Source organism: Psychromonas ingrahamii 37, assembly GCF_000015285.1.
Classification (GTDB): domain Bacteria; phylum Pseudomonadota; class Gammaproteobacteria; order Enterobacterales; family Psychromonadaceae; genus Psychromonas; species Psychromonas ingrahamii.
Window position 1 is genome coordinate 2,335,435 of record NC_008709.1, and the last position, 20,455, is coordinate 2,355,889.

Annotated in this window: 15 protein-coding genes and 1 pseudogene; 4 read left to right on the forward strand and 12 right to left on the reverse strand. The window is 37.5% G+C overall.

Features of this window, described 5'->3' with window-relative positions; all coding sequences use genetic code 11:
• Positions 1 to 1,300: 1,300 nt before the first annotated feature.
• The 3 genes from PING_RS09950 to htpX all read right to left on the reverse strand — a co-directional run bounded on the left by PING_RS09950 (position 1,301) and on the right by htpX (position 8,121).
• Complete coding sequence (locus tag PING_RS09950) at positions 1,301 to 5,287, reverse strand: translocation/assembly module TamB domain-containing protein (RefSeq protein WP_011770246.1); 3,987 nt, start codon at positions 5,285 to 5,287, stop codon at positions 1,301 to 1,303.
• Positions 5,284 to 7,011: an autotransporter assembly complex protein TamA gene (locus tag PING_RS09955; RefSeq protein ID WP_011770247.1), complete on the reverse strand. Its 1,728-nt coding sequence runs from the start codon at positions 7,009 to 7,011 to the stop codon at positions 5,284 to 5,286. The genes PING_RS09950 and PING_RS09955 overlap by 4 nt, the downstream gene beginning before the upstream one ends.
• Positions 7,012 to 7,254: 243 nt before the next feature.
• Positions 7,255 to 8,121 carry a protease HtpX gene (gene htpX, locus PING_RS09960; RefSeq protein ID WP_011770248.1) on the reverse strand — a complete coding sequence of 289 codons (867 nt, stop codon included), beginning with the start codon at positions 8,119 to 8,121 and terminating at the stop codon, positions 7,255 to 7,257.
• Positions 8,122 to 8,283: 162 nt separating this feature from the next.
• Between htpX and PING_RS09965 the strand changes: the two genes are divergently transcribed.
• Positions 8,284 to 8,565, forward strand: a complete 282-nt coding sequence (locus PING_RS09965; RefSeq protein ID WP_011770249.1) for a peptidylprolyl isomerase — start codon at positions 8,284 to 8,286, stop codon at positions 8,563 to 8,565.
• A gap of 107 nt (positions 8,566 to 8,672) precedes the next feature.
• Here the strand turns inward: PING_RS09965 and PING_RS09970 are convergent, their stop codons facing one another.
• The 7 genes from PING_RS09970 to bioB all read right to left on the reverse strand — a co-directional run bounded on the left by PING_RS09970 (position 8,673) and on the right by bioB (position 15,474).
• Entirely contained in the window at positions 8,673 to 9,440 is a 768-nt protein-coding gene (locus PING_RS09970; RefSeq protein WP_011770250.1) for an amino acid ABC transporter ATP-binding protein, read from the reverse strand.
• Positions 9,440 to 10,111, reverse strand: a complete 672-nt coding sequence (locus PING_RS09975; protein WP_011770251.1) for an amino acid ABC transporter permease — start codon at positions 10,109 to 10,111, stop codon at positions 9,440 to 9,442. The genes PING_RS09970 and PING_RS09975 overlap by 1 nt, the downstream gene beginning before the upstream one ends.
• Before the next feature lie 73 nt (positions 10,112 to 10,184).
• Positions 10,185 to 10,943, reverse strand: a complete 759-nt coding sequence (locus PING_RS09980) for an amino acid ABC transporter substrate-binding protein (RefSeq protein WP_011770252.1) — start codon at positions 10,941 to 10,943, stop codon at positions 10,185 to 10,187.
• A 390-nt stretch (positions 10,944 to 11,333) separates the two neighbouring features.
• The gene (gene bioD / locus PING_RS09985) at positions 11,334 to 12,041 is read right to left on the reverse strand and encodes a dethiobiotin synthase (RefSeq protein WP_011770253.1); all 708 of its coding nucleotides are present in this window, start codon (positions 12,039 to 12,041) and stop codon (positions 11,334 to 11,336) included.
• A gap of 305 nt (positions 12,042 to 12,346) precedes the next feature.
• Positions 12,347 to 13,165, reverse strand: coding sequence for a malonyl-ACP O-methyltransferase BioC (gene bioC, locus PING_RS09990; RefSeq protein WP_041766343.1), 819 nt, complete (start codon positions 13,163 to 13,165; stop codon positions 12,347 to 12,349).
• 71 nt (positions 13,166 to 13,236) lie between these two features.
• Entirely contained in the window at positions 13,237 to 14,415 is a 1,179-nt protein-coding gene (bioF, locus tag PING_RS09995) for an 8-amino-7-oxononanoate synthase (protein WP_011770255.1), read from the reverse strand.
• 3 nt (positions 14,416 to 14,418) lie between these two features.
• The gene (gene bioB / locus PING_RS10000) at positions 14,419 to 15,474 is read right to left on the reverse strand and encodes a biotin synthase BioB (RefSeq protein ID WP_011770256.1); all 1,056 of its coding nucleotides are present in this window, start codon (positions 15,472 to 15,474) and stop codon (positions 14,419 to 14,421) included.
• Between the two features lie 269 nt (positions 15,475 to 15,743).
• Between bioB and bioA the strand changes: the two genes are divergently transcribed.
• From bioA to PING_RS10015, 3 genes are all read left to right on the forward strand, one after another.
• The gene (gene bioA, locus PING_RS10005) at positions 15,744 to 17,027 is read left to right on the forward strand and encodes an adenosylmethionine--8-amino-7-oxononanoate transaminase (protein WP_011770257.1); all 1,284 of its coding nucleotides are present in this window, start codon (positions 15,744 to 15,746) and stop codon (positions 17,025 to 17,027) included.
• A 232-nt stretch (positions 17,028 to 17,259) separates the two neighbouring features.
• Positions 17,260 to 18,660 (forward strand): asparagine--tRNA ligase, encoded by a 1,401-nt coding sequence (gene asnS / locus PING_RS10010; protein WP_011770258.1) that lies wholly within the window; start codon positions 17,260 to 17,262, stop codon positions 18,658 to 18,660.
• Between the two features lie 367 nt (positions 18,661 to 19,027).
• Entirely contained in the window at positions 19,028 to 19,210 is a 183-nt protein-coding gene (locus PING_RS10015; RefSeq protein WP_011770259.1) for a DUF6435 family protein, read from the forward strand.
• Positions 19,211 to 19,283: 73 nt separating this feature from the next.
• Here the strand turns inward: PING_RS10015 and PING_RS10020 are convergent, their stop codons facing one another.
• Positions 19,284 to 19,901 (reverse strand): RraA family protein, encoded by a 618-nt coding sequence (locus PING_RS10020; protein WP_011770260.1) that lies wholly within the window; start codon positions 19,899 to 19,901, stop codon positions 19,284 to 19,286.
• Positions 19,902 to 20,014: 113 nt separating this feature from the next.
• Positions 20,015 to 20,121 (reverse strand): annotated as a pseudogene (locus PING_RS21405) (GNAT family N-acetyltransferase); the annotation flags it as partial.
• Between the last annotated feature and the right edge of the window lie 334 nt (positions 20,122 to 20,455).

Here is a 20,455-nt window from a genome sequence, read left to right on the forward strand (position 1 = left end):
AACTGCAGGCTGATAGCTAATGACTACAAACTTATCTTGGGTTTTATCATTAACTTTTCTTCAGATTTCACCTGAGAGCCCATATATTTCAATAAAACACTCTATAGCCTAACCATATCAAGGGTTTTATTGTTTTTTCATGGCATATGAAGGTATAAACATAAAATAACAAACAGACTTAAACTGCTAATAATTAATAACTTTATCAAATTAATCAGTAAGTTAACGGCTCTAACCAGCGCATATTAATAACAGTACATTATACATTTTATGTTAAATAGGATTATGTTAAATAAATCAGAATAAGGCCCTTATTCTGATTTCTACGCGGAATCTCCATGATGATATGGTTATTCAAGTATACTTTAATATACCATTCTATTTAACATAATATACATTATGCGCATTAATAGTTATTGTGGCGGATAGGTATAAGTCTGCTGTAGAACCTTTTAATATGAGATATTCATTAACCCTTATATCTACATGCTTATTATTAGCCTCTCATTTAAAGTCACCTTCTGAATAAGATAAAGTAATTCGATAACTCTATAGATCACAACCTATGTGATTTTATAAATATTATTATTCAATAGGCTCTGTCTCTCGGTTAAATCTAAACTTGTTGTGTTAGTCATCATTTAATACGGCTAACTTATCCCTTCATTATTTTATCGATTCATCAGCATATAGTTATATACTGCCACCTAAAATCAACTCTTTTTGTAGCTGTTACTGCCGTATATTTTAATCGGTAAACCAGCATTTTAATCTAAATTTATTTTTAAAGGTTCTTATTATCTGAGCTATTGTCAGTTAATCTTATTTTTGTCATGTAATTTTAAATGATATAGCTTTAAATGGCACAGTTAACTGACTTCAGTTGTTATTACTTGGCCGTTCATAACCTAACTGACTAAGGTTATTTAAATTTCAACTCGCTATCTAATACCAAATCCATTAATTTTCAGTTCATATTTATTAGTATTATCAAAAACTTAATTTAACCAGTATCTGTCTATATCTGCATTTACAAGTAATGGAGCTAGCTAATTAATTTAAATTTTACTTAAGTTCAATATATCAGTATCTTACAGGTGGTTTTTTGTATTTAAACTGCATTTATAACCAGTTTTTTTGCTGGTTACGTGAAAATAAGCTGTTTTACTCTTTCTAATAAAATCTTGTAAGTAACAAGCCCCCTTTTATTATTGGCTGATTTTAGTGATAAAAATAACGGTGTTTACTACGATCAACATCACTATTGCAGATGCAAATATTTTTTCTCAATAACTGCAAATTATTCGTTATCCCATTTATAAAAAACATCAACAGCTTGATTTAAGCCATTTGATGCTTCAATAAAAAAGCGTTCAAATAATTCGTAACGAATTGAAAATATTGTAAAACTATCAAATACGCCAACTCCATAACTGAGCTCCAAATTTGGGGCAATATAGCCACTCACCCCCACAGTCTGTCCATCACCTTCACCACTTGAAGTAAGGGATAAATCACTTATACCAACTTTATTACCGAAATCCCCCATTACTTCAGACGTTTGCCCTGCCCCAAAATTAATAAGCATATTAGTAAATTGATTATCTTCCTGGCTGTTAAGACTGTTTGTTATTGATTTTCCTCGTGTTATATAGGCTAAAGCATCCTGCTGAGACATACTGGGGTCAGAGAAGATAACAAGTTCAAGTTTATCCGGTGTACCGCTTACTCGCACACCCGCTATAACATCATCTTCTATTTTATTTGGATCACGAATAGCTTCAATTGAAATATAGGGAGATTCAGGAATTCCCTGGAATATTATTCTGCTATTTTGTAATACTAATTGTTGACCTAATGCGCGATAACTACCATCCACAAGCTTTAAGTCACCATGTACGGTGAAATCTTTATTTAATCGTTTCCTCATTAATAAAGCACCGGTTACTAATGTATCCAAACCAAAAGCTTCAATTTTTAGTTTTTCTCCAAGATCTAGGGTTAAATTCATCATTATCGGCAAGTCAGTTGCATTAGGTTTCTGTTTGATATCAACAACCACAATATCTTTTGAGGTTGAAACAGCTCCTGCTGGTAACTCTTTTACGGTTATTTTTCCTTGATCAACAACAACATCCCCGGTTAAATTAATATTTTGATCAAATGTCAATTCCAAATTTGGACTCACCAGTAGATATATTTTAGAATAATCATTTATAACCATCTGATTTCCATATAAATTAACTTTACCCTTAAACTTATCTTGCCAGTCAAACTCACCGCTAATGTATGACTTGCCCTTTTCTATATCCTCCTTTGTTATGGTTTTATTTTTATGCAGTGGCGAGGTTACAAACTTAAGCGATGTATCAACAAGACTGACTGTTTTATTGATAAATTTGAATATCTTGTTGTTGTCTTTGCTTGCGGGATCTCGGCCATTAGTATCAAAATAACCTTCTAAGGTGGCAGATTGGTTATTGATTTTAATTAGAGTGTTTAAATCATGTAATTGGATTGGAGCCCCTACCGCTTTGATTGAGGTATCTTTTACATGAATTTCACCATTAACAAGCGGATTTTTAATGGCACCGTTTACGCTTAAATTTGCGTTTAACATGCCAGATAATTTTTCAATCTCGGGTATAAGTACGCTGAAAGGCGTAAAATTTAACACATTAAAGTCGACACTCGCTTCTATATTCGGGTTATTGGTATTATTTTTTAATTGACCTTTTAGCTGCGCATCGAGTAAATTTTTTGATGATAGATTGGCTGAGAAATCTATTTTTTTCTGGTCGGAAAGGACATTTATAACAAAGGTATCAACCGGATACTCAACAATATTTTTATCATCGGTTGCAAGGTGCAGTTTTATTTTCATATCGGTAGAATAGATTTTTATATCACCGGCTGGCTTATCATTTCCTTGCCAACTTATATCGGCATTCGCCGAAACTGCACCATCAAAGCTTATTTTTTCAGGTAATATTTCATCAAGGCCAGCCAGAAGATAGGAGTCTATCTGTAATATAATATTATTATTTTTACCTATATTTAATTTTTTCAGGCATAACTTACCATTATTTTTGATGCTGTTGCTCGAAGCCGTCCAGCAATGTGCCGTCAGTTGCACATCTTGTTTTTCAATAACGACATCAAAGGGAGTATCAAGTGTCAATTTTTGTTTGTGAAAATTTAAAACAGCCGCACTTACTGCTGTTAACCATTTATCGCCACTCTGTTTTAATTGTATCCGCATATCACTGGAGAGAATGTCACTGACTACCTCAAGGTCAATCTGATGATTTTCACCTTGCGCACTGTGGCCAGTATTTTTGACGTTAATATCAATACTCTCAATAAGCTGGTCGGCAACATCTATTTTTTTGGCCTGTACAACGAGTGTGGCTTTGGGCTGTTGTTTTGAGAGCAGAAGTTGCCCATTAAGCTTTAATGAGTTGAGGGAGGATGTTTCATAGTGGAGCGCATCCGCTTGTAAATCAGAGCTGATTTTAATGGCGTCCATCGGGCCCTGAATGTTAACTCTCCCCTTGATAACACCGCTGCTGTTAAGTAACGCATGGCTTAGATCTTTAATATTAATGGCGACAGTTAAATCATTTTTTTGTGCTAGTTTTCCATTGATAATAATTTGGTTGTCAGCATTATGCAGGTCAACATTTTTTAACATTAATCCTTCTTTATCGTTGCCATTAATAGCACCATTAATAGCAAAGGGACGGTTTAAAAATTGACCTGTAATAGCCATTTCTGGAATAGAGACTAACCAGCCTGGCGCTTTATTTTCGTTTAACTCAATAGCAACATATTGTTTTAATTTTCCGTTAAATTGGCCTGTGTATTCTGTTTTGAATTGTTTTAAATCAATATCTTCAATATCTAATTGCCCCTGCCAGGTGATTTTTTTTGACCAGTCGAGAGCACCGGTTAATTTTAATAATCCGTTAAGAGTATTTATTTTCAAATTATTTACATTTAAATTTTGTAAATCCCCTGCCGCCTTTAAATCGACTTTTCCTCCGGGCATATTTTCTAATTCATAATCAGCTTGTAATCTGAGTTGATAATCATTTAATTTTCCCTGGCTGCTGAACTGCCCTTTTGGTGAAAAATACGAAGATTTCCCATCAAAAGGCCAACCTGATTTTTGCCAATCAAGGCTTATACTGTAAGGTAAATTATCGGCTAATAAATTTACATCTAATTTCATTTGGGCTGTTATTTTATCGGTAAGCTGTAAATCTGTTTTTAAATTAGAAAAGTCGCCACTGCTTTTTAAGATAAAATGCTGCCCGTTGAGGAGAGAGTTCGGCTGTAGGTATTTAAGATCTTTAATGCTGCCAGTTAATTGAACCGCTAATGGATATTTACCGGTAAAATTTACTTCTCCAATTAATTCCAGATCCGCATTCGGCATATCAAGGCTGAATTGATCTACTTCTAATTTATTGTAAAAAAATCTTAATACTGACTGCACCGAGTTTATCGAAACGATAGGTTGCTTGTCACCTTGGGTTAATTTAAAGTCTGAAATTTGGATGTTTTTAATATCTAAATTAAAAAAGGATGATATCTCTGGTAAATTTTGTTCACTTACCAATGCCGGCAATGAGTTTAATGCGATTGAATTGCTTGTTTCTGTTGCTGCCACTGTTTTATCGGGTATTATTTCATCTTTACTGCTGGGTAAATCAATCACCAGCCCCTCTGTGATTGAATTGAAAACGGTAATATTATCTTTAAAACCTTGTGCCTGGATTTCCCAACGTTTGCTGGCAACAGATAATCTGTCAGGCAGTATAAAAGAGCTATTGTTTAAAATAAGAGATTGAATATCTATTGAGATTGGCAATTGCAGCGAGGTAAAAGGATTATCCGCCAGTGCTTTAATTTCAGCTTCTGTCGGCGGCGTCACTTTGTCTAAATCTAAAACAATAACCATATCATCGGTATGTAGCTTTTCGACACAAATTTTTGTAAAAGCACATGACCAATCAAATGCGTATTCTAATTTAGAAAAAGAAATTGAAAAAGAATCAGATTTCCAACTGATATTAGAATAATGGGGATTCAAAAAAAAACTACCTGAATCAATTGTGACTGCAAGACGCGGTTCAAATTTGGTTGCCAGTTTAATAGCAAGATTAGTACCAGAATGTGTCAATAAAATTGACGTTACACTGGCGACAGTAAATATAATTAATAACAATAAAGTTAAAAAAGTTTTTCTACATATCAGCTCTATTTTTAACTTCATACTCATAATTCAGGTCCAATCATAAAGTGCAGCATCCATTTATTAAGCGTTGTATCGGCATTGTTCACGGGCGCTGCCGCATAAAATCTAACTGGGCCGATCGGAGATGACCAAATAATACCAAGACCAGCACCAACGGAAATCGGCTCACTGAAGGTAGAGGTAGCAGTTCCGGCATCAATAAAGGTCGCCACCTTCCAATTATTGGCCACTGGGAAACGATATTCTAAACTTTGCACGGCGAGATATTTTCCTCCGATTAAATATCCATCATTATCTTCTGGGGAGATACTCTCGTAACTGTAACCGCGAATACTTTGATCACCCCCGGCAAAAAACCGCATGGAAGCTGGCACGTTATAGATAGAATCAGTATAAAGCGCGCCCACTTCCGTGGTGCTGAAAAATTGCTGCTTATTATAGCTACGCAAAAATTTTGCTTTTCCATAAATTTTAAATAAATTAGAACTTGAAAATAAACTTTTATGGGCCACAGCGATTTCGTATTGCTGGGTATCTCCCCAAGTTGGATGAAGACCACCACGTAATCTGATGCGGCTAAAACTGACTCCCGGCATAATTAATTCAGCAGAAAAATCGTCCTGCCCCTGCTCTCCGGTCTCATTATGATATTTAACAAATACATTGCGTAACCAATTATTTTCTAAACGTTTATAGCGACCGACACTAAATAAATATTGTTGGGTATTGGTATCATTGTCATCAACAAATTTATAGCCTGTTTTAATCGAGTAATAATGGTAAAGAGGATCACTAATAGGAATGTTATAGGCTAAGGAGGCTTCTTGCCGAGGTACGGAGGCGACAACATTACCCACTATGCTATGGCCATATTGATTTACCCAGGGTCTTGTCCAGCGGAACTTACCCCGAATACCTTCATCTGTACTAACCCCAATACCTGCATTAAAGGAGTCTTTAGGGCGCATTTTGGCAAGCACTAAAAGTGGAATCTCGCGTCCCTGCTTTTTTTTAATTTCGGGTACAATGGAGATGTTTTTAAAATAACCCGTTCTATTTGTTTCCGTATTAAATTTCATTAAGGTTTGAGAATCGTAGGGATCGCCAGCTTTAAAGTTTTGTAATGAAGAGATAAGTTTTTTGGCGGGTAAATCTTCTGGAGAAAAAAACAATTCACCAAACTGGTAGCGAATACCGGTATCAAACCGAATGTTAACAGTGGCACTGTTATTTTTGGAAATAACATCAACGGATGCCTGGGAAAATTTCGCATCAAAATAACCATGTTGTTGAGCCATATTTTTAAGTTGGTTTTTCCCTTGCTCATATTTGCCATGGTGGAGAATATCATTTTTTTTAAGCGGAAAATTTTTAACTATTTTTAAGAAGTCGGGATCTGAGCTTCCCTCACCGAGCAGTTTTAAATTTAACGCAGTAATACGGGTGGCCATTCCAAGGTTAACGAGCAGTGTGACGGTCTGTTTTCCTGCTTCGCCTGTAACATTAATGTCCAGCTTCATTTGATAATAGCCTAAAGCAGTCACTGCTTGCCGGGTTGAACTTTGTACTTGTTGTAAATAACTTTGGCTATTAGCATTCTGAGGTTGTGACAATCCTTTCAAAAAAACAACGATGTTTTCTTTTACATCCTTATTATCGATTCCTTTTATTGAAAATATAACATCTGCATAGAGACTACTATGCACAAGCAGCGCTAACAGGAAAAATAAAGTTTTAGAAATTTTCATACAATTAATAATATTTCTTCCAATGCATACCGAAGGGTATTTTTGATAAAAAAGACAGAAAAAAGTGCATACTCTACAGTCTTAATAGGTTTGCAATATTAGTCTTTTTGCCCAATAGGCACCCTACTTGCGTACTGATTAATGCATTTAAGATTGTGGCAGAAAAATACAATAAGGACAGTTAAAAACACCGCTGTTATAAAAAATAACGGTGTTTTTATATTTAATAGCACTAATAAGTCATTATGCTTCTTGTAGTGCTTTAATGCGACTTTCTAAGGGCGGGTGAGACATAAATAATCCGCCGCTGGATTTTCCTGAAATACCAAATGCCATCATATTACCCTCCAAATGAGGCTCAGAACTTTTTTGTAAACGCTGTAATGCAGCGATCATTTTGTTTTTCCCTACTAATCTAGCGGCACCAGAATCTGCACTAAATTCTCGTTGGCGGGAGTAGTACATTACGATCGTACTTGCCAGTACGCCAAAGATCATTTCTAAAATAAACACAATAATATAATAAGAAAACCCACGCCCCTCAGATTCAGAATTATTATTGTTTAGCGCACTGTCAATAATATTCCCTAAAACACGGGCAATAAAGATAACAAAGGTATTTACCACGCCTTGAAGTAGCGTCATTGTTACCATATCACCGCTGGCAATATGACTCACTTCATGGGCTAAAACAGCTTCTGCTTCATCGCGTGTCATAGATTGCAATAAACCAGAGCTAACGGCAACTAAGGCTTTGTTTTTATTCATACCGGTGGCAAAAGCATTCATATCCGGCGCATCATAAATGGCCACTTCAGGACAGCGAATTCCAGCCTTTTTAGCTTGCGCTGCAACGGTATTAACAAGCCAGTTTTCAGTTTCATTATTGGGTTGTGTAATGACCACTGCACCAGTACTGCGTTTTGCTATCCACTTTGACATAGCTAAAGAGATAAATGATCCTCCAAAACCGAAAACAGCGGCCAATAGGAGTAGACCTCCGAGACTGCGTGAATCTAATCCCGTAAACCTAAAAACCAAACTCAGTACAATACCTAAGACCAGCATAACAGCTAAGTTTGTTAGTAAAAATAAAGCGATACGTTTCATAAAAACCTCAAGATGGATAAATCAATAAAGACATAATATGGCTATAATTTGGTTTTTCAATAGGTGATTAAAAATAAATATTAAAATCAAACTAATAACGGTTTGCTTGATGAGTCAAAATAATTTATCGTTGTTGATTACATAACTCAAAAGGAAAATAAAATGGCTCTAGCAAGTGCTCGTCATATATTAGTAAGTTCTGAAGAAAGCTGTCTCGATATTAAACAACAAATTGAAGCGGGTACTGATTTCGCTGATCTTGCTAAAAAACACTCTTCATGTCCATCGGGTGCTCAAGGCGGCGCGTTAGGAGAATTTGGACCAGGTATGATGGTGCCAGAATTTGATGCGGTGGTATTTAGTGCAGACGTAGGTTCTGTTCAGGGTCCCGTTAAAACTCAGTTCGGTTACCACTTATTAGAAGTTACAAGTCGTCAAGACTAGTATTTCTTATTATTTGTTAGTTAACAAATAATAAGATCTGCTCATTATAAAAAAGCCTTTTATGTACTTATAAAAGGCTTTTTTGTAGGTGCTTCTTTATCAAAAAGTTAAAGCATTGCGGAATCAAGTGCAGATAGATTTTGTTTTGCAGAACGGCCAACAAATTCTTTGGTGCGTTGATGTTGCGGGTTTTCAAATATCTGTTTTGGCGTGCCCTGCTCGACGATATTACCGCCTTCCATAAAGATAACTCTATTAGCAACCTCTCGCGCAAACTGCATCTCATGGGTAACAATGATCATGGTCTGTTTTTGCACTGCTAATTGCTTCATTACCGCTAACACTTCATCAACCCATTCAGGATCCAGCGACGAGGTTGGTTCATCAAACAGAATAACTTCCCCTTTTGCAGCCATTGCACGCGCAATGCCAACTCGTTGTTGCTGACCACCTGATAATTGCGATGGATATTGGTTGATTTTTTCGCTAAGCCCCACTTGTCGTAAAATAGTTTCAGCATGTTTTAAAGCAGCTGATTTTGGCTCTTTCCAAACGGTGATCAAACTTTCTGCAACATTTTGTAGTGCGGTTTTATTGGAAAATAAAGAGTAGTTTTGAAATACAAAGCTACTCTTTTTTCGCAGATTGGTGATTTGTGTTGCTGTCGCGGTTGCACTGTCGACTTTTACTCCCGCTATCTCAATCATCCCTGATGTAGGGATTTCCAGATAATTTAAACAGCGTAATAATGTTGATTTCCCAGTACCAGATGGACCGATAATGACCACGATTTCGCCATGTTCAACTTCGAAATCAATCCCATTTAATACTATGTTATCAGCAAATTTTTTGCTTAGATTTTGTACTCTAATCATTAGTAAGCTCTACTCATACGAATTTCAAGATAATGCTGCAGACGCGAAAATAATTCAATAACAGCCCAGTAAATAAGCGCAACGGCTAAATAACTTTCAAAGTATTTAAAGCTTGATGAGGCTTCCATTTGCGCTTTAGCCATTATTTCCGCCACTCCCAGCGTAAATGCCAAGGAAGTACTTTTGATCATATCAATGAAATAATTCATTAAAGAAGGCGTTGCGACCCGAGCGGCTTGCGGTAATATTATTCTGCGCATTGCTTGTAATCTTGTCATACCAATACTTAAACAAGCTTCCATCTGACTTTTATCTACACCCATAATGGCGGCACGAATACTTTCAGCCATATAGGCTGAAAAATGTAATGTTAAACCAATGATAGCTGCGCTAAAGGCATCTACGCCTGCAAATATAGGCATCACTTGGGGTAAACCGTAATACAATAAAAAAAGTTGTACTAACAGAGGCGTACCACGAAAAAACGAGATAAAGACACTCGCCAGGTTGTGCAATAAGGGTATCTTAAATACGCGCACTACCGCTAAAATAACAGCGAGTATGATTGCAAAGCAAAAACCCAACAGGGCCATTTCCATGGTGACGCTAAGGTATTTAAGTAAGATAGGTAATAGTTCAAGAATATATTGAACATCTAATGACATTTGCATAGAAAATGGCTCGTGTGGAGATTAAAAAATATGCAGGTACTGATACTCTCAGTACCTGAGGTAATGATGAGGTTTATTGGGTTACGTCTGAACCTAACCATTTAACAGAAATTTTCGCTAATGTGCCGTCATTTTTCATACTTAATAATGCCGCGTTCACTTTATCTCTGATAGCTAACTGTTCAGGTTTGTTTAGAAATGGCATTGCGTTTTCTATCTTTTCAAAGGGTTGTCCTGCAAGCTTTAAAGGTAAACCCGATTTTTTGATTAAAGCCGCAGAGCCAACACGATCCATAATAAAAGCATCAGTCCGCCCTATAACAACATCCTGTACGAAACCTGTATCATAAGTAATAATATCGATTTCTTGTTTAGGATCCAGAGCGCGTAATGTCTCTTCAAAATTACTGCCTAAATTCACTGCTACTTTTTTACCTTTAAGATCAGCAACTGAATTTATATCTTCACGACCCTTTTTAGTAACAATTTGAACGCCATCAACTACATACGGAGTTGTAAAGGCATACTGCTCTAAACGTGCAGGCGTAATCGTTATTTGGTTAGAAATAGTATCAATATGGCCAGCTTCAAGCATTCCGAACAAGCCTGAAAAACTTGATAAAACAAACTTCACGTCATAATCAGCACGTAATGCAATTTCATTCCAGAGATCAACTTCAAAACCTTGTAATACGTCTTTTTCTGAAAAAGTGAAAGGGACATAATTACCTGACATGCCTACTTTGACTGTTTCTTTCGCAAATGCGGGAACGGTAATAAGACTGGATACTGCAACTGCTGCTGCAATAATTAATTTAATAGGGTGTTTCATGATAATTCCTTCTTGTTAAACATAACTACTTATTAAGCCTGATTATAACTGATATCTATCTGAGGAATGCATAACGAATGTTCATATGTTATGTTTTTGTTGAATGACTGGTTAACTCTTACCCACTTTATATAAAAAACAATTTTTCATCGTTTATTTACTGTTCAATGTGATATACGAATTTTACATAAATAGTAGGTTGGGTCTGTTTGACGGGTGATTAATCAGGCCGTAGATTGGGTCTGTTTGTTAAAAACTTAAAATATTATTTATGGCATTTATCCACCAGCCATAAATAATATTTTGTAGTTTATAAAAAGTGTTTGTTTTTATTTCAATAAAATCGAGCGAAACCGCCCTGGTTTTTGTCAATACAAAAGAAAGTGCGACTCAAATCATCTCATTAGTTGCGAAATTAAAATAAACATAAGAAGAGAGATCCTGTTCGTTTATATTGTGTAAATAAGGAATTTCTGCGATCATAGGCGCGTTAATCTTATGTTTTAACATTTCTATATTTAAGGTATAAAAAGGCATGTTCTTTTCGACTTGATTGGCTATCCACCCCACTACCTTTAATCCATCATTAAGAATACTTTCATAGGTTAAAATCGCATGATTTAAACACCCCAATTTCATACCCACTACCAATATAACTGATAATTTTTGTGTTGCTACCCAATCTGATAGCGTTTCATCCGCACTTAATGGTAAACGCCATCCACCAGCCCCTTCAACAATAATTAAATCACTCTCCAAGGACTTTAATCTTTCCAAACCTTGAGAAATATAAGACTGTTCAATGGGTTTATTTTCTAATTGTGCAGCGATATGTGGCGCGATAGCCGGTGTAAACGCAATTGGATTAACCCATTTATAAGCAACTTCCAGATTACAGGTCTTTTGCAGAAGCTGCGCATCATGATTACGTAATCCGTATGGAGTTTGCTCACATCCTGCCGCGATAGGCTTGTAGGCTAAGGTACGAAGTTTTTGTTTATTAGCAGCTTGTAACAAAGCTTGACAACAAACTGTTTTACCCACATCAGTATCTGTTCCGGTTACAAAATAAATATCAGGTGTTAAAAAAGGTTGCATATTATTTGATCACTTTTGAGTAATTAACTTGCTGGAAAGAAGATATAAAGTTTATGCGGTTTTACAATTAGCGTTTATATTATTTAGATCGCCTTTATACAATAAACTTGATACGCAACAATGTAGTAATTATGTTAACAACGCTAACGTTCATATTATTTAACCGCTTTTATATAACAAACTTGATACGCAACAATGTAGTAATTATGTTAACAACGCTAACCTTTATATTATTTAACCACTTTTATATAACAAACTTGATATGCAACAATGTAGTAATTATGTTAACAACGCTAACGTTCATATTATTTAACCGCTTTTATATAACAAACTTGATAAGAAAGAGGTAATAAACCAGATCTGGTCTTATCTTTGGCATAACCCAATTCAAGTTTATTGATTAAAGAGCGCCCTTGTGATTTATGCAGGTGATGTCCATGTACCTGATTAGCCCCTATCCCCTTTAGATCACGCATCAGATCGAGCACATTTTTATAATAAAGAGTAATAGTTTCGGTTTTAATGGTCACTTTAGTGAAACCCACTTTTTCTAACATATCTTGAATATTTGCCAGGGTTAAAAAGGTATTAGTATGCGGATAGTGATCAAGCGTTAACCAGGCATCACTTAACTCTTTTAATGATCCTGCTAATAGAGTTGAAAAATTTAATTCCCCACCTGAAACTAAGATACGTTTTAATTGGATCAGCATCTGACTAAGATCACTACTCCACTGAACAGCCAAGTTTGAAAATATAGTGGAGAATTGATTATCAGAAAAAGGTATAAAGTCCATATCCCCCTGTATACAGCACAGAGACAAATCACGATTATGTTGTAAAAAGTTAAGCATACCGCTCGATAGATCAAAGCAAATAATTGATTTAATCTTCTGTTCATTAATTAACTTTTCACTAAAGTAGCCGGTTCCACAGCCAAGATCCAAACAAGTGCCCGGCTCCCTGTTTTCTAATGAACAGGTTTCTAATGAAGATAATGAAGTAAAAAGCTTATTACCAATATCACGTTGTAACTGTGCAAATTGATCATAATGTGATGCCGCTTTAGAAAAAGAGTTAGCGACTGCGATTTTATCTATTGTAAATTTCACACTATTTGTCATGAAGCGCTCTATATATTCCATTCACTGTTAAGGAGTTAACTACCAGTATTTTATTTATATTGAACTTCATACTATTTGTCATTAAGCACCCGGTATATTGCATTAACTAACTGCACAACATCATTCTCTTCGTGATTTACTGTTAATGTAATTCTTAACCGGGCGGTACCGACAGCCACAGTAGGAGGACGAATAGCCGTCGTCCAAAATCCAAGGGTTTTTAATTTATCCGCTATCTGCAGCGTTTTAACACTGTCTCCAATAATAATAGGCTGAATAGCCGTCTGCGAGTCTGTCAGGCTGATACCCAAGTTTGTTGCTGTCTTTCTAAAGGTGGTTATTAACACCTGCAATTTATCACGCCGCCAATCCTGTGTTTCTGCCATTTTTGCAGCTTGAGTAATGGTATAAGCCATCGCAGGAGGCAGGCCGGTGCTGTAAATATAGGGTTTAGAAAAATTGTTAATATAATTTATCAACTCTTTACTGCCCGCAACAAAAGCGCCGCCAACGCCTAACGCTTTACCGAACGTTGCCATATATATTTGTAGATTCTTATTAGCAATACCACAAGCCTCCACGCTGCCTTTACCATTTTCACCTACTACCCCTAAACCGTGGGCATCATCAATCATTAACCAGGCATCATATTTTTTAGCCGTTGCATGTAAAGTATTAACCGGGGCGGTATCACCGTCCATGCTAAAGACGCCTTCACTGATAATTAACTTATTGCCATCAAGCGTACTGCTCTTATTGCTAATACTTAACAAACTTTCCAGATGATCCACATTATTGTGCTTAAAACGTCGCATTGTACAATCAGATAAAAGCGCAGCTTCCATTAAGGAGGCGTGATTAAGCTTATCCTGAAATAACAGATCCGGTTTTTTCAGAAGCAGTTTGATAATCGCCTGATTAGCCGAATAACCGGAGCTAAACAGGGCGACGGATTCAACTCCTAACCATAATTTCAGCTGATCACACAGTGCCTGATGTGTCTGGTTAAACCCGGTCACCAGATAAGAGCCGCCACTTCCTATACCGTAAAGCTCAGCCCCCTTCTGCCAGGCTTTGATAAGCTTTGGATCCGCCGCCATCCCTAAATAATCATTGCTTGAAAAATTTAAGTAGGTTTTATCGGCAACATGAAGCAAACGGCCCTGTGCACCCGACATACTGGTTGAGCAGCGATACAACCCCTGTCGATGGCGCTCAGCTAGTTGCTCAGTAATAAAATCAAATGCCATGGTTTATGCTTTACTGGTAGCGTCAAAAAACAGCTCATCTTTTTCATTAAAACGTACGATCGCGGCATCCACCTTTTTTTCAGCTTCAGAGGGAGAGAAATTAATCGCTTCTTTGTTTATTCCCAATTTTTCAAATAAACGCGTATCTGAATTTTCATCGGGATTTGCAGTGGTTAATAATTTGCAACCGTAAAAAATTGAATTGGCACCAGCCATAAAGCATAACGCTTGGGTTTGTTCATTCATATCGTCACGGCCGGCAGATAAGCGCACGTGAGACTTGGGCATTAAGAGTCGTGCGATAGCAATGGTTTTAATAAAAGTAAAATCATCAAGGTCATCGGCATTTTCAAGTGGTGTGCCTTTGACCTTCACTAATTTATTAATGGGCACACTTTCAGGTTGCTGAGGCAGATTGGCAAGTTGTACCAATAAACCGGAGCGGTCTGAGCCAGCTTCCCCTAAACCAACAATGCCACCGCTGCAGACTTTCATACCGGAATTACGCACATTCTCCAGCGTATCAAGGCGATCCTGATAAGTCCGGGTAGTGATGATTTTGTCATAATATTCAGGTGAGGTATCTAAGTTATGATTGTAATAATCTAAACCCGCATTCGAAAGCTGTTCAGCTTGATTATTATCTAACATCCCTAGCGTCATACATGACTCAAGGCCTAATGCTCTCACCTCTTTGATCATGTCCAGCAAGTAAGGCATATCTCTTTGTTTAGGGTTCTTCCATGCAGCGCCCATACAAAAACGGGTTGAGCCCGTTGCTTTTGCCTCTTTAGCGGCCTTAACTACTTTGGCAACTTCAATTAACTGTTCTTTTGCAAGCCCGGTATTATAACGTGCACTTTGCGGGCAATATTTACAGTCTTCAGGACAAGCCCCGGTTTTAATCGACAATAGAGTACTCACCTGCACTTCGTTTAAAGGGAAGTTTGCCCGGTGCGTCGTTTGCGCTTGAAAAACCAGATCCATAAACGGCATTTCAAACAGTTGATCAACTTCTGCAACCGTCCAGTTTTGGCGAATTTCTGTGTTATTTATCATTTAGTTCCCTCTATTACCGTTAAAATAATTAGTTAGTTAAATTCTATGCGTCATTTGAGCTTGAGAAAGCAGTTGTCTATAAACGGCAATAAAAACAGTTGATCAATTTCTGAAACCGTTCTATTTGAGCGAATTATCGTGGTATTTATCATCTAGTTCCCTCTATTATCTTTAATTGCCCTTAAATTGTTTGGTTAGTTTAATGTGGAAAGATACACTGTCAACTTTTACGAGATTATATCTTTACATCTGACTAATAAGTGACCGTTATGAGCCTTGACCTGCAATATGATAATAAACATTTATGGCATCCCTATACCTCAATGATTAATCCACTGCCCTGTTACGCGGTTGTTTCGGCAGATAAATGCTTATTGACCCTGGATAATGGCAAGCAATTAATTGATGGTATGTCATCCTGGTGGGCCTGTTTATTTGGTTATAATGTGCCGGAATTAAACACTGCCGCAAAACAGCAAATTGATAAAATGTCGCACGTTATGTTTGGCGGCTTAACCCATCAACCTGCTATTGATCTAGCTAAAAAATTAGTGGCAATTACCCCCGCAGGATTGGAGAAAGTTTTTTTATCGGATTCGGGCAGCGTCAGTGTCGAAGTGGCTTTGAAAATGGCCTTGCAATATTGGCACGCATTAGAAAAACCTAAAAGCCAATTTTTAACTGTGCGCAATGGTTATCATGGTGATACTTTTGGCGCAATGAGTGTGACTGACCCCGAAGGCTCTATGCATGAGCTTTATCATGACTTTTTAGCCAAACAGTTATTTGCCCCTCAACCAGGGATTGCCTTTGACCAGCCTTGGGATGCTACTGCACTTGATGAAATCACCCTGCTGGTTGAAAATAATCAAGCCAATATTGCGGCTATTATTCTCGAACCTATAGTGCAGGGCGCGGGTGGGATGTATTTTTACCACAGTGAGTATTTAAAAGGCGTTCGGGCGCTGTGTGATAAATATGAGCTGTTATTGATTGCCGATGAAATTGCAACGGGTTTTGGCCGTACCGGTAAACTCTTTGCCTGTGAACATGCCGATATCAGTCCCGATATTATCTGTGTCGGTAAAGCCATTACCGGCGGTTATATGAGTTTAGCGGCGACTTTAGCCACTTCCGAAATAGCCGAAACCATCAGCCGCGGTAAAGCCGGAGTATTTATGCACGGGCCGACCTTTATGGGCAATCCGCTTGCCTGTGCCGTGGCCAATGCAAATATTGAGAAACTCTTAGCCTTCGACTGGCAAACAACCGTATTAAACATTGAGACAAGCTTAAAGCATTATCTGGCTCCCTGCATCGAACTTGAGCAGGTGAAGTCTGTTCGTGTGCTGGGTGCAATCGGGGTTGTAGAACTTAAAAAAGCAGTCGATGTCGCCATAGTGCAGAAAAAATTTGTAGAGCTTGGAGTGTGGATACGGCCCTTTGGCAAGCTTATTTATATTATGCCCCCCTATATTATTACCCCAGAGCAGTTACAACTATTGTGCCACGCCATTTACAGCATTATTAATGAAGAAGCAGTTGAGCTGTAAAAAACGACTTCCCGTATTTTTAAAGCAGAAGATTAAGCAGGTGATCAGTAAAAATGAGGAGTAATTAACTGATTATTAATAAATTCTGTTTTTATCATTCGTTAAAAGTATCATAAAAACTGCTGTATTATTTAAGGATAGGCTTGTATCTAAGCCTAGCCTAGGTAATATATGCTCCTATTATTTTTAACGTTAAATCACTGCCAATGGTGATTATGGAGCACTAATTCTGATGTCAAAAACAGCGATTGTTGAAATATTCAACAGTAAATTCCCGATCGGTACAGAAGTAACAGTTCAAGGCTGGATTCGTACTCGTCGCGATTCAAAAGCCGGTATTTCTTTTTTAGCTATTTATGATGGTTCATGTTTTGACCCTATTCAGGCTGTTGTTCCTGCCGCATTAGAAAATTACAGCGATGAAGTGCTCAATTTGACCGCAGGTTGTTCTGTGCAAGTCACGGGCGAGTTAGTTGAAAGCCCGGGGAAAGGTCAACAATTTGAAATTCAGGCAACGCAGGTTGAGGTATTAGGTTTTGTTCAAGATCCAGATACCTATCCAATGTCGGCAAAACGTCATAGCATTGAATATATGCGCGAGCATGCACATCTGCGCGCACGTACTAATATGTTTGGTGCGGTAACACGGGTTCGTAACTGCCTGTCACATGCGATGCACAACTTCTTTTATGAAAAAGGTTTTAACTGGATAAGTACCCCCATCATTACCGGTAGTGATGCTGAAGGCGCTGGCGAAATGTTCCGCGTCAGCACGCTGGATTTAGAAAATTTGCCGAGAAATGACACGGGTGCGATTGATTATAAAAAAGACTTTTTTGGTAAAGAAACGTTCTTAACGGTATCGGGTCAGCTAAATGCAGAAACCTATGCCTGCGCCTTAAGCAAGGTATACACTTTTGGTCCAACTTTCCGGGCAGAAAATTCCCATACAACACGCCATCTGGCGGAGTTTTGGATGGTTGAACCTGAAATTGCCTTTGCAGATTTAGCCGATGCAGCACAACTCGCTGAAGATATGCTTAAATATGTCTTTAATGCCGTATTAACTGAACGTGCCGATGACATGGCTTTCTTTGCACAACGTGTCGATAAAGAAGCTATTACGCGTTTAGAAAAAATAGTCAGTTCAGAATTCGTGCGCATGGATTACACCGATGCGATTGAAATACTGCAAAACTGCGGTAAAGAATTTGAATTCCCCGTTGCATGGGGTGTCGATTTACAATCTGAGCATGAACGTTACCTTGCTGAAGTACATGTTGGTGCACCGGTTATTTTACAAAACTATCCGAAAGACATTAAAGCCTTCTACATGAAATTAAATGCAGATGGTAAAACTGTTGCTGCAATGGATGTCTTAGCACCCGGGATTGGTGAAATCATTGGTGGCAGTCAGCGTGAAGAAGACTTAGTCGCGCTGGATAAACGTTTTGACGAAATGGGCATCAACAAAGAAGATTATAGCTGGTATCGAGATCTGCGTAAATACGGCACTGTGCCACATGCAGGTTTTGGTCTGGGTTTTGAACGCTTAGTGTCCTATGTGACCGGGGTGCAAAATATTCGTGATGTGATCGCCTTCCCGCGTGCACCGGGCAGTGCAGATTTCTAAACTTAGCTCTTTATTTATAATAAAAAAAGCCAGCATTAATTGCTGGCTTTTTTTTGCTTAATTTATTTAATATAATAATAAGCTAACTGTTTTTAGAAATGCGAGATCAGCCCACTATCGACAGGCGATATTGCCTATTTAAAAGTACAGCCCCAATATGAAGAAATCAATTGATCGGATTTCCAGAGTGAATGCATAAAACACTTTATAAATAGATTTTTTGAGAGGCTAAAATGAAAAGTTAGCTAGATAGCTCACTGTTTATAGTTATTTTAAATGACTTATTATTTTTTTCTAAAAACAGTAAACCAAGATGACAATTGAACCGTATATATATGAGAAGATAAAAAACTAAACGGAGTAATTCATGTTTTCAATATTTAAATCCGACCCCAAAAAAAAATTAAATAAACTTCTCTCTATAAAGTTAGAAGAAGCTATGCAGGCACAAAGAAAGGGTGACATAAAAAAGTATTCTGAGCTAAGTGCCGAGGCTGAGAAAATAGACAAACAGATTTTGCAAATAGAAGCACAAAGCACACAAGCATAATCAGGTTGTAGAATTTCTTTATTTTTATAAATTTATAAAAATAACCGGTTATTCTACAACTTTTCTAGGACGTTTATTCGGCTTTTTTAGCCGCTTCGATTGCTTGTTGTACTTTCAACCTGTGGCTAGCTTCCCAGTCACCCAGCGTCATACGACTTTCTAACTTCACTTTTGCTTTCGCTGCCTGGTATGTTGCCAGCGCTTTATATTTTGGAATAACAACGATACCTTCGATATCTGCCACTATTATATCTCCGGGGCAAACTTTTACCCCGCCACAAGTAATAGGTTTATCTAATTCGAAATACTGCTGCTTCTTGCCTGGAACAGGAAATACACCTTTCGCATAAACAGGGAAGCCCATTGCGGTTATTTCACCTAAATCACGAATTACACCGTCAATAACAAAGCCTTTAATACCGCGCTTTTTAGCGATCGCACAGACATTACCACCAGCAACAGCATTTTTACTGTCTACACCGTCAACAACCACGATTGAGCCTTCAGGCGCTTCATATATTGCACTGTGAAGCATTAGGTGATCGCCAGAGGACAATTGAACCGTATAAGCCGGTCCTGATATCGGTTTCATATCCTGAAAAAGAGGATGTATCGATATATCAATAAATTGATCCCGACCTAATACATTTCCGTAGTCCGTTGTTGCTAGTGTTGAAAAGTCCTGTTCCATTTTGATCCCTTAATTAGATTGATTACCTGATTTTTGCGGTTTTGATTGATAGAAATTAACAGCGAGCACATTCTAATCAAGCTCTCAAAATGACCGCACTGCTTAGAAAGCTAATTTTTTGCCAGATGTTTTAAGAGTGCTTTTCCTGCCTCCTTCACTCTTAATACACGTATAAATCTTCAAGGCAAAGCCCGTTCTTAGCAAGCCATGTTGAGTAATTAGAGTTGAGCAATTGAAAAAATAAACGGCAAAATACCAACAACAGTATCATCCGATTGGCTTACCCTGTTATATTTATGGGACTAACTGTGATTGATGTTACATTGCAAAGTTACATTGCATATTTTCTATTGCGGATTCAACATAGCTTGAGAGTGAAACTAGGTGATAGTCGTTGATTTTATAACTCCCCGGAAAATTGAGGGAGCTAACCGTTTTAGTCCTTTAAAATATCATTAAGATCGGTTAAATCTTTTACTGCTTAAAGATAAAGTTATAGGTAACCGGTACTACCGTGCTTATTGATGGTAAATTCGCCACTGTACGCAGCATCT